7 protein-coding genes are annotated in these 15,187 nt (G+C 60.7%); all 7 read left to right on the top strand.

Annotation, left to right across the window (positions count from 1 at the left end):
* Nucleotides 1-176: 176 nt before the first annotated feature.
* Nucleotides 177-2,414, top strand: coding sequence for a DUF1549 and DUF1553 domain-containing protein (locus Enr13x_RS33065; protein ID WP_145391146.1), 2,238 nt, complete (start codon nucleotides 177-179; stop codon nucleotides 2,412-2,414).
* Between the two features lie 11 nt (nucleotides 2,415-2,425).
* Complete coding sequence (locus Enr13x_RS33070) at nucleotides 2,426-3,766, top strand: DUF1501 domain-containing protein (protein ID WP_145391147.1); 1,341 nt, start codon at nucleotides 2,426-2,428, stop codon at nucleotides 3,764-3,766.
* A 2-nt stretch (nucleotides 3,767-3,768) separates the two neighbouring features.
* Entirely contained in the window at nucleotides 3,769-5,571 is a 1,803-nt protein-coding gene (locus Enr13x_RS33075) for a serine protease (protein WP_231743925.1), read from the top strand.
* A complete protein-coding gene (locus Enr13x_RS33080; protein WP_145391148.1) occupies nucleotides 5,568-8,546 on the top strand; it encodes a c-type cytochrome domain-containing protein in 2,979 nt (992 codons plus the stop codon). The genes Enr13x_RS33075 and Enr13x_RS33080 overlap by 4 nt, the downstream gene beginning before the upstream one ends.
* Before the next feature lie 672 nt (nucleotides 8,547-9,218).
* Nucleotides 9,219-11,468: a DUF1549 domain-containing protein gene (locus Enr13x_RS33085; protein WP_145391149.1), complete on the top strand. Its 2,250-nt coding sequence runs from the start codon at nucleotides 9,219-9,221 to the stop codon at nucleotides 11,466-11,468.
* Nucleotides 11,469-11,596: 128 nt separating this feature from the next.
* The gene (locus Enr13x_RS33090; RefSeq protein WP_145391150.1) at nucleotides 11,597-13,636 is read left to right on the top strand and encodes a PPC domain-containing protein; all 2,040 of its coding nucleotides are present in this window, start codon (nucleotides 11,597-11,599) and stop codon (nucleotides 13,634-13,636) included.
* A complete protein-coding gene (locus tag Enr13x_RS33095) occupies nucleotides 13,633-15,069 on the top strand; it encodes a DUF1501 domain-containing protein (protein ID WP_231743926.1) in 1,437 nt (478 codons plus the stop codon). Before Enr13x_RS33090 ends, Enr13x_RS33095 begins: the two co-directional genes overlap by 4 nt.
* The last annotated feature ends 118 nt before the right edge of the window (nucleotides 15,070-15,187 follow it).

Genomic DNA, 15,187 nt, shown 5'->3' on the forward strand with positions numbered 1-15,187 from the left:
CGCTCGACCCTCCCGCACACGGGAGGGTGACTTCGATAGTTGCACGACCTCCTGCCCCATCGTTCTGCCACCATCTCTGCCCGTCCCCAAGTTGACGCCCAACTGCAGCTGGCGAGCGGTTATACTGAGAGGCCCTCCCCTACCCTGCCCTCCCCCTCCCTGCCCGCCGTCCCGCCATGCCCGATCGCCTTGAATCGAGGTTGTCGAACCGTCGCGCCGTTCTGTCGGCGCTGATACTGGTCGCCTTGTGCGCTCCCCGAGCGGCCGGCACGGAGCTGCCGGCGAAACAAGACTCGGCGAACGCCGCCGTCAGTTTTGAACTCGATGTGCAACCGATCTTGGCCGCACACGGTTGCAACGCCGGAGCCTGTCACGGCAAGCAACGCGGGCAAAACGGTTTCCAGCTCTCACTGCTCGGCTTTGATTCCGACTTCGACCACGACGCGATCGCCCGTCAGGCGCGGGGACGGCGACTGAGCATCACCGCGCCGGAGTCGAGTTTATTGATCCAGAAAGCGACGGCCGAGTTGCCCCACGGGGGTGGCCGAAAAATCGAAGTCGACTCCGATGCCTACCACACACTCGTTTCCTGGATCCGCCAAGGCGCACCACGCCGGCTGGCGGACGAACCCGTGCTGGAATCGGTCGAACTGAAACAGACTGATTTTGCGCTCCCCCCCTCGGGCACCGCCGGGCTGTCGACAGTCGCTTACTACAGTGACGGGACGACGCGTGACGTCACCAAGATGACCAGTTACTTGTCCAACGATGCCGCCATCGTGCAAGTCGATTCGGAGGGCCGATTGAAGGCCGGTCCGGTTCCGGGCGAGACCGCGGTGATGGCCCGCTACATGAATCACATTCGCGTCGCCAACGTCAGCATCCCGCGCACCGAAGCGTTGCCGGATGGATTCTATGACGACCGACCACGCGCCAACTTTATCGATGACTTGGTTTATGACAAACTGAGCCAACTGCAAATCCGAGTCTCCGAGCCGGCGAGCGACGCCGTTTTCTTGCGCCGCGTCTACACCGACGTGATCGGCCGCTTGCCATCGGCTGCGGAAGCGGAACAGTTTCTCGATCGCCAAGACAGCAACAAACGCGGGCAACTGGTCGACCAGCTGTTGGAACAACCCGAATACGTCGATCACTGGGCCAACCAATGGGCGGATCTGTTACGTCCGAATCCCTACCGGGTCGGCATCAAGGCGGTGCTCAATTACGACAATTGGATCCGCCAGCAATTCCGCGAAAACGTTTCCCATGACGAGTTTGCCCGCCGCTTGATCACCGCCAAGGGCAGCACCTGGCACAACGGTGCGGTCACGTTGTTTCGCGACCGTCGCAGCCCCGATGAAGTCGCCACGCTGGTCAGCCAGCTATTCCTGGGCGTGCGGTTGGACTGCGCAAAATGCCATCATCATCCCTTTGAAAAATGGAGCCAGCACGACTTCTATTCCTTCGCCGCCTTTTTCGGAAAAGTCGGTCGCAAGGGCACGGGGCTGTCCCCGCCCATCTCCGGTGGTGAAGAGATCGTTTACGTTTCCACCAAGGGCGACGTCCGGCATCCGGTGACCGAAGAAGTGCTCGAACCGGCTCCGCTGTTCGGAACGGTCGACCTGGCCGCCGATGACGACCCGCGCGAAGCCCTGGTGGATTGGATGGTTTCCCCGGAAAACGATTATTTTGCCCAAGTCCAGGTGAACCGCATCTGGGCTCAACTGATGGGACGCGGCTTCGTCGATCCGGTCGATGATTTGCGCAGCACCAATCCGCCCAGCAACCCCGCGTTGCTCGATGCATTGGGCAAACACTTTCAACAGTCCGGCTACGATCAAAAACAACTGATCAAGACGATTGTGCTCTCCAACGTGTACTCGGCCAGCTCAACGCCCAACGAATCCAACGCGGGCGATCGGCTGAATCACTCGCGTCACTATCGGCATCGCTTGCGTGCCGAAGTTTTGGCCGAAGCGGTTGCCAATGCCACCGAGACGACCGAATCGTTTTCCGCGTTGGCCCCCGAGTCGCGTTCCAATCAAGTTTGGACGCACCGGATCGGATCGGTTTTCCTGGACACGTTCGGCCGCCCCGATCCGAACAAGGATCCTCCCTGCGAACGGATCGAGGATTCGTCGGTCACGCAAACCTTGCACCTGATGAATTCGCGTGAACTCGACGGCCGCATTCGCAACGACTCCGGTCGCGCCGCGCGACTGGCCGCCAGCAAGTTGTCGGCGGCGGAGATCGTGACCGAACTGTACCTGGCGATTTTTTCTCGTCGGCCGACCGCCGAAGAGCAACGATACTGCGAATCACTGATCACCGCAGCGGGCGAGCAACGACGCGGCGCGATCGAAGACTTGATGTGGGCGATGATGAACGCTCCCGAATTCATTATTCAAAATTGAGATCAACCACCATGGCTAGACGTTGGACGAATTGCGAAGGCCTGACCCGCCGCGATGGGTTGAAACTGGGGCTGGGCGGGCTGATCGCCGGAGGCCTTTCGGGCGCGTTGAGCGCCCGCGCTCGAGCCTCTTCGGCAGCGGATTCAAGCCGCCCGAGCGCCCAGGCCGATGCGTGTATCTTGGTCTGGCAAGACGGTGGTCCCAGCCACTACGAAACCTTTGACCCCAAGCCCGACGCGCCGGTCGAAATCCGCGGTGCGTACCAGCCGATCGCGACCCAAACCCCCGGCGTACAATTCGCTCAGCCGATGAAGAAACTGGCGGCGATCAGCAACGAACTGGCGATCGTCCGCTCGATTCGCCACGACCAGGGCAACCACGGTGCAGGAAACCACTACATGATGACCGGGGCACCGCCGCGAATCCCGGTCGGTTGTGGCGCCTTCGTCAGTTTCCACCCCAGCCTGGGCAGCGTGGTGGCCAAAGAAATCGGCGCGCCCCACGGCATCCCCGCCTATTTCTCGCTGCCCCGCATGTCCCGCTCCGGCGGCCCCAATTTCTTGGGCAGCAAGTACGCGCCGTTCGTCGTTCCCGACAGCCCCAACAGTTCCGGCTTTCGCGTCCGGGATGTCACCATCCCCGACGGATTAACCGGCGAGCGGTTTGCGTCGCGACAGGAAATCCGCAAGCAGATCGACACGATGCTTCGCTTCAACGATGCCTCGGTCGCCGATCCGACCTTGGCCGTCGACGAGTTCTACGGACAGGGAATGCAGATCATCAGCAGCAAAGAGGCTCAAGCGGCCTTTGACATCCATCAGGAATCCGACGAAGTCCGCGATGCCTATGGCCGCAACACCTTCGGCCAGCAAGCCTTGTTGGCCAGACGACTGGTCGGTGCGGGCGTTCCCTTTGTGACGCTTTATCAAGGCGGTTGGGATCACCACACCGACATCTTCAAAGCCCTTGACACCAAACTGCCCCCGTTCGAAGCGACGATCGCCGCCCTGATCGCGGACCTGAAACAACAAGGCATGCTCGAGCGCACCCTGGTGGTCGTGTTGGGCGAGTTCGGACGGACGCCGAAGATCAACGCTCGGGGCGGACGCGACCACTGGTCCAACGCGATGAGCGTGATGTTCGCCGGCGGACAGACCCCCGGAGGCCAGGTCGTCGGAGCCACCGATCGACAAGGCTACGCCGCAATCGAGCGTGTGTTGTCGCCGGAAAACTTCGTCTCGACGATCTATCAAAAACTCGGAATCGATCCCGGCCAAATGATGTACACGCCGGAAGGCCGCCCGACCCACTTGGTCAGCGACGCCACCCCGATCGACGAGTTGATGGGTTAGTGATGATGTCGTTGCTTCAATCTCGGCCGGCACGCTCGGTCGTCGTAGTGACGTTGCGTGAGACCGAGCGGCAATCGACCGCCCCGGCACGTGGCGTCAGCCAGTGGCACGTGCCGATCCTGAAGCTTGCACGCGCCGCTCGCTTACGCGTCCCGCTGAGATGGGTGATCGCTGCTTGTACGATTGCGCTTTGCATCCTTCCGTCACAGACTGCTCACGCACAACTCAAGCTCGATCGGATCTTCCCGCCTACGGTTGCCGTGGGGAGTGAATCCGAGGTCACCGCCGAAGGAAAGTTTCCCAACTGGCCGGCGTCAGTCGATTGTGATCGAGACGACATCGAAATCACCGCCGCAAAAGACTCCGGCAAGTTCACCGTCAAAATCGCGGCGACCGCGCCGCCCGGCGTGGCCTGGATCCGGCTTCACGACGGGCAAACGGCCACGCAGCTCCATCCGCTGATCATCGCGCCGATCGCCGTGACCCGTGAAACCGAACCCAACGACAAACGCGACGACGCCCATCGGGTGACCCTGCCGGCGGTGGTTGCCGGACGATTGGCCAAGGGTGGTGACAGCGATGCCTACCGCGTCTCGCTCAAAGCCGGTCAACAGCTCGTCGCTTCGGTCACCGCAAATCAGCTGCTTCAATCACCGATGGACGCCGTCTTGCAATTGACGGATCTTCGCGGCAACGTGCTGGCGCAAGTGGACGATGTCCGCGGCCTGGACCCGCAACTGGTTTATCAATGCGAGGCCGACCAAGACGTGCTGGTGCGTTTGTTTGCGTTTCCCGAAACGCCCAACAGCACGGTCGGCTTCAGCGGATCGAGCAGTTTTATTTACGTCTGCGAAATGACCACTGGCCCGTTCTTGGACCATCTTGCCATCAGCGGCAACACCGCCCTGCCCTTCGGCCACAATCTGCCCCCGTCGTGCCCCGTCGTTCTGTCTCCCGCGACCCGGGTGGCCCCGTCCACCGCGACGGTGCCTGGCGGACTCGGTTGGTCCTGGGTCCCTGGCCGGGGCGATGAAGCGGTGCCACACCATCACGGCGACGACGTTGACGTCACGCTCCCCGCGTTGTTGACCGGACACATCCGCGATCCCAAAGAAACGCACAGCTATTCGTTTGCCGCGGTCAAAGGCAAAAAGTACCGTGCCGAAGTGCGATCCAAAGCCGATGGATTTTTGCTCGATTCAAAACTGACGATCAGCGATCAAAAGACAGGCGGGGTGCTGGCCAGCAACGATGACCTCTCACGGGGCAACTACGACGCCGGCGTCGACTTCACGGCCAAGCAAGACGGCCTGGTTGACGTGACGGTGTCCGACATGATCGATGGATTCGGCCCCCGACACTTCTACCAATTAACGGTTCGTGAAAGTCAGCCGGAATGCCAACTGACCGTCACGGACGGCCAATTTGTCCTGCCGCGTGACAAACCCCTCGAAATCCCCGTCACGGTCACGCGGACGGCGGGCTTCAGCGAAAACGTCCAAATCACGGCACTCGGATTGCCCCCGGGCGTGACGGTCGAAAGCGTCCTTTCCGAACCCAAGGGCGACACTTCGAAATCGGTCAAACTAAAGTTAACCGCCGGTCAAGCTGCCGGCGGTCACGCGACGTTCCAAATCGTTGGCACGTTCTTGGACGCCGACGGCAAACCGACCGAGGAGAAGACCGAGGCAACCTACCCGCTGCGTCCCTTCCACACGCTGACTGAAGTCTGGTTGACGATCCCACCCGCACCGACCGACGACACCTCGACCGACAACGCTTCGCCCCCATCGGCCACGCCATGATCCCTCACCCATCCCGTTCCCGAATCAGCCCGCATCGCCGCGTCGCGGTGACGTTCCTGTTGGCCATCGCATCAGGTCTGTCGACCAACGTGTCGGCCAACACCCGCGAGATCGCAGAACTGCCCGAAGACCGCAAGGTCGTCTACAGCCGCGACGTCGCGCCCGTGCTGACCAAAAATTGCGTCGCCTGTCACAACGCCAGCAGCGAAGAAGGCGGCGTCAATTTGGAGACGGTCGAAAAGATGAAGGCATCCGACGTCGAGGATGTCCTGGTTCCCGGCGACGCTCAAAAGAGCCGCTTGTTCTTGCTCGCATCCCATGCCGAAGATCCGGTGATGCCGCCCGAAGACAACGATGTCTCGGCCGCGGCACTGAATCCGGTTGAACTTGCTCTGCTGCGCCGCTGGATCGATTCGGGCGCCGAAATCGACCAGGCGAGCGGCACACCGGCGCCGCGGCAATGGCAACCGCTGCCGAGCAGCCTGCAAACGGTATACGGATCCGGCATGACGCCTGACGGCCGGTTGTCGGTCGTCGGATTCGGGAACCAGATTCGTTTGTTCGGATCCAAGTCATCCGAACCGATCGACTCACTCGAGCGTCACGTCGGAAACCAACCCCAACCCGCCCACGACGACTTTGTTCAAGACTTGCGATTCGATTCCGATGGCAGACGCGTCCTCTCCAGCGGCTATCGAAACGTCAAACTCTGGCAGATGGCTCCGTTCGAACCGACTTCGATTCCAAACATTGATCGCAACGAAACCCTGGCTATCGCGATGAACCCCAGCGGACGTCACGTCGCGGCTTTGTCCCCCCGGGGTGAACTGAGTGTGGCCGAGGTCGGCATGAATCGCTGGCGATGGATGAAAGGGTTTGACGTCCCGGCCGAATTCCAATCCGATCAACCGCCGCTGGTCCACCTCGCCGTCGGACCTCAAGGCGATTGCGTGTCGATCGTATGGGACAAAACAGTCCGCGTCGTCCGCATCGATGGCAGAGAACCGGAGACGATGGATGCCGCCCATCCGATCACGTCCATGATCTGGCTCGATCGCGATCGTCTGGTCACCGGCGACGCGTCGGGCAAGGTGAATCGATGGCAGCGAGAAAACGATGCGTGGACCAGCAGCGAGTTAGCGGTTTCGGATCAACCGATCGCATTCCTTTGCTCGGCGGCACGTGACGACGCGCCGCTGGTCGCGATCGATGGCTCGGGTAAAGTCGCACAGTTCGACGCAGCGAAAAACCAATTCGTCGAACTCGGAAAGCTTCCCGCCGTACCCGCTTCGGTTGCACTGTCCGGCTCAAACAATCTGCTTTGGGTAACGGCCGAATCCGGTGCACTGGGGACGTTTAATCTCTCGGACAAGACGTTTATCGAAGTCGCCAAAACGGATCCCCTTGCCGCTGCGCAGCACGCGTCGGACCAGTGGGAAACGCAGGTGGGAGAACGATTGATCGCGGCCCACGACGCGTCGGTCAAACAGGCCCAGTCCAACGTGGAAGCGGAAAAGAAGAGTCTGGAAAAAATCGCCGGCGACATCACCGCCAAGTCGACTGCGGTCGCCGAAAAACAAAAGACGGTGGCCGACGCGAAGAAAGCCGCGGAGACCGCCCAAGCGAAATTGGCCCAGGCCCGCGACGAAGAAGAAGCGGCGAAGAAACAGAGAACCGAACTCACCGCAACGGTGAAGCAACTGGATGCGTCGATTGCAAAGTTGACCGAGCAATTGGAAGCATTGAAAAAAGAAAAAGCAGACGCCGAACAAAAGCTCGCCGCGGTGCCCGACGCCAAGAAACTGGCCGACACGACCAAGACGCTCAGTGAAGCGTCTGACAAAGCCGCCAAAGAACTCGCGACGAAGAACAGCGAACTCTCGAACGAACAAACCGCGTTGCAATTGGCCGAAGAAACGAAAGCCCGCGGCCAGCGACGGCTGAAACGGCTCGACGAAGAATTGAAGCGTCGCCAGCAGTCTCTCGAAAACGTCAAGGCGGAACAAGAAACGAAACAGGCGAAGGCGGCAGCGTCGAAAACACGCATGGATCAATCGCCAGCGACCGACCAACCCGTTGCTCTGACCGCGTCAGGCACACGGGTTCTGACGCGATCTCAAACAGCGGGAACCTGGAGCCTTTGGACCGGCGCGGGCGACTGGTTGGGGCAGTTGCCCGAATTGCCGGTCGGTGGCCGGTTGGTCGCCGCCGGTGACAGCGGTGTGTTGATCCAGGCGGCCGACGGACAACTGCACGCGCTGCAAGCGTCCGAGCAGATCTGGAAGCATCAGCGAACGATCGGTTCGGCGACCGCGGACAGTCCGTTTGCCGATCGTGTGTTGAGCGTCGACGTCGATCCGTCGGGACAATGGCTGGCCACCGGAGGCGGAGAACCCTCGCGGACCGGCGAGCTGATGATCTGGAATCTTTCGGACGGCTCCCTGGTCCGTCGCATCGAATCGCCGCACAGCGATACGGTGCTGTGCGTCCGGTTCTCTCCCGATGGCAAGACCTTGGCCACCGGGGGCGCCGACCGAATGATCAAATTGTGGGACGTCGCGACGGGAACGTTGATCAAGTCACTCGAAGGCCACACCCATCACGTCAGCGCGCTCGCCTGGAACGTCAACCAGCGTGAACTGGCCAGTGGTTCAGCCGATGAGACCGTCAAGATCTGGAACATCGATTCCGGGAAATCGACGCGGACGATCAGCGGACTGAAATCGGAAATCACGCGTCTGGTCTACGTGGGGCGAGACGACCGCATCGGCATCACCTCTGGCGACGGCTACTTCCGAGTCTATCGCACCGATAACGGCGGCCGAGAAACCAACGCCAAACTTCCCGGCGGTTACCTCTACGCTCTCGGCGCCAACCGCGACGGGACGCAGTTCATCGTCGGCGGCGCCGACGGCGTCGCAACAAGAGTCGACAAATCCGGAAAGCAGTTGCAAGAACTCGTCGCTGGTGAGTGACAACAGGCGGGATCGCGAGCGTCTCGCGATCCCGGAGGACGTCGATTCTTTTGCTGCGGCTTTTGGCAACCCATTTAGTTTCTCTCCCTCTGGGAGAGACGGCGTTTGCGCAGCAAGCAAACGCCAGAGAGGGCTCGCGCCGCAAAAGCCTTAGCGACCTTGCGCGACGATCCAATCCGTCATTTATTCAGTTGACATCCCCTGGGAGAGTCGAGCGTCGCGAGGAGAGGGTTTGCGTTGTTGCTTGGGGTGGCCCATCAAGCGTGACGTGAACGCCGCGATTCACCATTGGACCTCCCCTCGCTTCGCTCGACCCTCCTGCCAGGAGGGTGACTTCTTCACTTGATGGCGACGTGGGATTGCAGCGAGCACCGCGAGGTGTCGCTTTCTCTCACCACCGGCTGCTGGCTGCAACCCCGTTGGGCAACGCTGTGAAGCATTTTCCCCATGTGTTTCTTGAGGTATTAGCGGCAGGGCGCGAGCCCTTCGGTTCTTCATCTTTGCCAAAACACCGGAGGGCTCGCGCCCTGCCGCTAAAAATGCTTCATAGCGTTGCTCGTCGTGGATCAAAATTGGACGCGGCGATCCGAATACGGTAAACTGATGTCCCCTCCCACTTCGACAACGCGCCGTTGTCCCACCCTGCCGCTGCTCGGCCCATCTGCTCGGCCCATGACAAACGTGTCCACTCACGAACGAATCCACCGATGGCTGCTGCCGTTTTGCTTCCTACTCGGCTGGTGCGTCCTTCCTCCCGCCACGCCCTGTGACGCGGATACGCCACGCGAAGGCATCAGCTTCGTCAATGATGTGGTGCCAGTGCTGACCAAAGCCGGTTGCAATGCCGGTGTCTGCCACGCCAAAGCCGGCGGCGGACAGAACGGATTTCAATTGTCACTGCTTGGATTCGAGCCCTTGGAGGACTACCAGCATCTGGTCCATGAAGGCCGCGGCCGCCGTCTGTTTCCGCTCGATCCGGCGCGCAGCCTGTTGCTTGCCAAAGCGGCCGGCGAAGTGCCACACGGCGGCGGTGTTCGCATCGAAAAGGGTTCCCCGAACTACAACACGCTGCTCCGCTGGATCCAAGCCGGATCACCCTATCGATCGGACGACGATCCCGAACTGGTTTCGATTCGCGTCGAGCCGCCGGCCGGAACGCTCCAGCCGGGCGAGAGTCTGACGCTGCGATCGATCGCCACGTTTTCGGATGGTTCAACCCGCGACGTCACGGCGACATCGCTGTTTGAATCCAACGACTCGGCCATGGCGACGGTCAGCGAATCGGGTCACGTGACGGCAATGGATTTACCGGGAAAGGTCTCCGTGATGGTGCGTCACCAAGATCGTGTCGCGGTCTACAACGCGTCGATTCCGCTGGGCCAACCGGTCGACGCACTTCCGACACCCAACAACTTTATCGACGAACTCGTCTTTGCCAATTTAGAACAGCTCGGGATCCCACCGTCGGATCTGTGTGACGATGCCACGTTCCTGCGCCGCGTCTCGTTGGACATCGGCGGACGCGTGCCGACCGAACGTGAATCGCAAGCGTTCGCGGCAGACGATTCGCCCGACAAGCGTGCCAAGGCGGTCGATCGCTTGTTACGAAGCCCTGATTACGCCGATTATTTTGCCAACAAGTGGACGGCGTTGTTGAAGAACCGTCGTGACGACGCCAGTGACATCACGTCCAATTTTGCATTTCACGCCTGGGTCCGCGACAACCTGCTGGCCGGAACACCGTACGATCAATTGGTGCGCGAATTACTGGCCGCCACCGGCACCGTGATCGCCAATCCTCCGGTCGCCTGGTACAAGCGTGTCAAGGAACCGAAACAACAAATCGAAGACGTCGCCCAATTGTTCCTCGGCGTCCGTCTGCAGTGTGCCCAGTGCCACCATCATCCCTTCGAACGTTGGAGCCAAACGGATTATTATTCGCTGGCCGCGTTCTTCAGTCGGATCGGACGAAAGCCGACCGACACCGCGGGCGAAGATTTGATCTTTCACAGACGCGGGGCCGCGCAAGCGGTCAACATGAAAACCGGCGAAAATGTGCCCCCGGCGGCGCTCGGCGATTCGGTCGGCGAGATCCCGGCCGACGAAGACCCGCGGTTGCGTCTGGCCGATTGGATGGCCAGTCCCGGCAATCCGTTCTTTGCCAAGTCGCTGGTCAATCGCTACTGGAAACACTTCTTTCGCCGAGGCTTGATCGAACCGGAAGACGACATCCGCGACACCAATCCGCCGACCAATCCCGAGTTACTCGCCGCGCTCGAACAACACTTCGTCGAAAGCGGCTTTGACCTGCGAGCGCTCATTCGCGTGATCACGACGTCCAAAGCGTATCAGTTGAGTGCGATTCCGAACGATCATAATCTGGTCGATTCACAGAACTACTCACGCTTCTATCCCAAGCGATTGCAAGCCGAAGTCATGCTCGATGCGATCGATCAAGTCGCCGGCACCCAAACCTCGTTCGCCAATCTGCCGATCGGCACCCGCGCGGTGGCACTGCCGGACAACAGCTACAACAAAGCGTCGCCGTTCCTGCGAGTGTTTGGCCGCCCCGAAGCGACCAGCGTGTGCGAGTGCGAGCGGGTGCAATCGGGCAGCCTTGCCCAAAGCCTGCACCTGATGAATGCCGGCGACATCAAGTCAAAGCTCGCCGCCGGCGGTGGACGCATCAACCGACTGGTCGGCGAGAAAACGCCCGCCGATGAAAAAGTCACCGAATTGTATTTCGCCGCCTTTTCGCGCTCCCCAAGCGATGCCGAATTGGCAACCGCGTTGCAATACATCAATGAACCGCGCACCGACGGAAATGGCAAACCGATTGATGCAACGAAAACGCTGCGCGAGAACCTACAAGATCTCACCTGGGCTCTGCTGAACACCAAAGAGTTTTTGTTTAACCACTAGGGAACAACAGTGGGATAGGCTTCCAGCCTGTCAAATCCAGCCCATGACAGGCTGGAAGCCTATCCCACCAGCCCATGACAGGCTGGAAGCCTCTCCCACTTTCTACGACCATCGATTGGAATTTTCACATGACCCCTCCCCTGCCCTTCCGACTGGTCGCGTGCTTGTGCTTGCTCGCTTCGACGGCGCTGCCCGCCTTCCTGCACGCCCAATCGGTTTGTCTGCCGGCTCCAAGATTGCTGACGACGATGCCGATGGGAGGCCAAGCGGGAACGGAACTGGAAGTCACGATCACCGGGCAATCACTCGAAGGCAGCGAACAGTTGATCTTTTCGAACCCTTCGATCAGCGCAACGCCCAAGTTGAACGACGACGGCACGGTCGTGGCCAATCAGTTTCTCGTTCGCATCGCCGCAGACTGCGCACCGGGCGTTTATGACGCGCGGATCATGGCGGGGCTGGGCATCTCCTCGGCACGCGCGTTTTCGGTCAGCAACGTTCCCGAAGTCACGCAAACCAAACCCGGCACGTCGCTCGACACGGCACTTGAGATCGCCGTCGGCTCGATCGTCAATGCCACGTTGGTGGACCGCTCGGTGAACTTCTATGCCTTCGATGCCAAACAAGGCCAGCGGATCATTGTCGATTGTGTCGCCAAGGGCATCGATTCGAAAATGAATCCGGTGTTGGTCGTCGCCGATGCTTCGGGCAGTGATTTGATCGTCGAGCGGCGCGGCGGCATCATCGACTTCACCGCGCCGGCCGAGGGTCGCTATGTGATCAAGGTCCACGATCTGACGTTCAAGGGTGGACCGTATTATTTCTTTCGCCTGGCGTTGACCGAAGCGACCGAGGACGTCATCGCGTCACGTTTGCCTGCCACCCAAAGCGTCACGTCTTTCTCGTGGCCGCCGACCGGCCTGGAAGAGTTCCCCGCCGCGGAAGAAACAGCGCTAACCGCGATCGATGACGACGCGATGGAAATTTCGCTGCCCTGTGATATCGGCGGCAGCTTCTATCCCGCCGCGGACGTCGACACCTATCAGTTCGCTGCCAAGAAAGGCGAAACGTGGTGGGTCGAGATCGCGTCGGAGCGTCTCGGTCACCCGACCGATCCGTCGGTCGTCGTGCAACGTGTGGTCGAGGGGGGTGACGTCGTTGATGTCGCGGAACTGGCCGACGTGCCCAGCCCGGTCAAACGGTCCTCCAACGGCTACTCCTATGACGGACCGCCCTACAACGCCGGTTCCTCCGATGCGTTGGGCAAATTCGACGTCCCGCAAGACGGCACCTACCGAATCCGCGTGACCGATCTGTTCGGGGGCACACGGAACGATCCATCCAATCGCTATCGGATGATCGTCCGCAAGGCGGCACCGGATTTCGCACTGGTCGGCTGGGCGCTGCACATGGGGCTCCGCAATGGCGACCGCAACGCGCTCAGCAAACCGATCGCGCTGCGTGGCGGTGCCGTGATGCCGCTCGAAATCGTCGTCGTCCGACGCGACGGCTTTGACGGCGAGATCGACCTGTTCATGGAAAACCTTCCCGAAGGCGTCACCGCGACGGGACTGAAGATCGCCGCCGGAGCAACGCGTGGCATCATGCTGGTCTCCGCCGCCGACAACGCACCGCGCGGATTACAGATGGCCAGCCTGTTCGGTCGGGCCAGCGTCGACGGACAAGACGTCGTCCGGCACTGCCGTTGGGCTTCGATGAAATGGCCCGTGACGAACGCGAAAAGCGAAATCCCCGACCCGAGGTTGGTCGACCAGATCCCCGTTTCTGTCGGCGGGATCGAACAGGCCGGACTGTCGTTCGAACCGGCCGAAGACAAGGTCTGGCAGGTCACCGCCGGAGAGAAACTGACGATTCCGTTGCGATTGATTCGCCGCGGAGAGTTCTCGGGCAAAACGATGTCGCTGCGAACCTTCGGCGCCGGATTTGAACGCAACGCGGCGTTTGAATTGTCACTGACCGAAGATCAATCCGAAGTGGTTCTCGATCTGGCGAGGCTGAAGCCGCAGCCGGGCGACTACACCCTCGCGTTCTACGGCGGTGCGGTTGCCAAGTACGCTTACGGTGACGCCAAACCCAAAGACATCGTTGACATCTACGTTTCCGAACCGATTTCGATTCACGTGGTCCCCGCCGAGGCGAAAAAATGATCCATCACGATTGTGACGATTGCGGGTCTGAAGAGATTGGCTTACCGCAAGGCCGACGTAGCTTCATGCGAATGGGGCTGGCCGGCATGGCCAGCATCAGCCTTCCCGGCATCCTGCGACTGCGGGCCGCCAGCGCGAACGAGTCGGTCGATCAGGACCCGAAACAGCGATCCGCCGTGATCATGGTCTGGAAGCCCGGCGGTTGTTCCCACATCGATACCTACGATCCGAAACCGCTAGCGACCAGCGAGTATCGCGGACCATTCGGAACGATCCCCACCAAAGTCCCCGGCATGCAGTTCACCGAATTGCTGCCGCGGCAAGCGGCGATCGCCGACAAGTTCACGGTGTTGCGGAGCATGTATCAAGGCGCCGGCGGACACCCCGCCGGATCGATGCAGTTGCTGTCCGGTGACAGCGACACCCGTGACAAACCGAAACCGCGGTTGCCCGATTGGATGTCGGTCGCCAACTACCTGCGGTCGTTGGAAGGCCCGCGGACCAACCCGTTGCCGGCCTATGTCGGCATCAACCCGCCGACGACTTACAACGGCCCGGCCTACCTGGGCGACGCTTACTCGCCGTTTTCGGTGACCGGCGATCCGAATGCGCCCAACTTCGTCGTCCCCAACATCGGCTTGAGCGACAAACGCGAAGTCGAACGTCTGAAACGTCGCACGACGCTGCGGCAGAATCTCGACACGTTGCACCGAGCCTTTGACACCTACGGTGAACTCGGGGCACTCGATCAATTCGAAGCCCAAGCACTGACGTTGTTGACCAACCCGAAAACCAAAGAAGCGTTCGATCTGACACGTGAAGACGACAAGACCCGAGACCGATACGGCAGAAACACGTGGGGGCAACAATTGCTGCTCGCCCGTCGTCTGGTCGAAGCCGGCGTCGATGTATTGACGACCAGCTTGCGAGGCCCGTTGTGCGGACGCGTCAACAACTGGGACGACCACGCGGTCAACCATCACGTCTTCGACGCGCTGCGTTTTCGCGCCCAAGCTTACGACCAAGCGGTTTCCGCATTGATCGAAGACATCCACGAGCGCGGATTGGACCAACGCGTCCTGGTCGTGGTCACCGGCGAGTTCGGTCGCACGCCCAAGATCAACTACCAACCCAGCACCGGCGCCGGAAATGCGAGCGCCCCCTCGGGGACGAAACAACCCGGCCGCGATCACTGGCCACGCGCCTTTTCCAACCTCTGGGCCGGCGGCGGCATCGAGACCGGTCGCTTCATCGGCGGGACCGACAAGCGGGGCGAAGACGCTATCGATCGACGCTGTGGACCCGGCGACTTTTTGTCCACGATCTACCACCACCTCGGAATCGACGCGTCCAAAGTCATGATCAAAGACTTTAACGGACGCCCAACACCGATCGTCAACCACGGCAAACCCATCCCCGAATTGATCGCCTAGAATCACACACCAGGCTTCCAGCCTGTCATCCCCGTGGGATAGGCTTCCAGCCTGTCAAACCGGCAACGACAGGCTGGAAGCCTATCCCACAGTCCACTTCCCTCCCCTCCCACCGGAC

Source organism: Stieleria neptunia (genome assembly GCF_007754155.1).
GTDB lineage: Bacteria > Planctomycetota > Planctomycetia > Pirellulales > Pirellulaceae > Stieleria > Stieleria neptunia.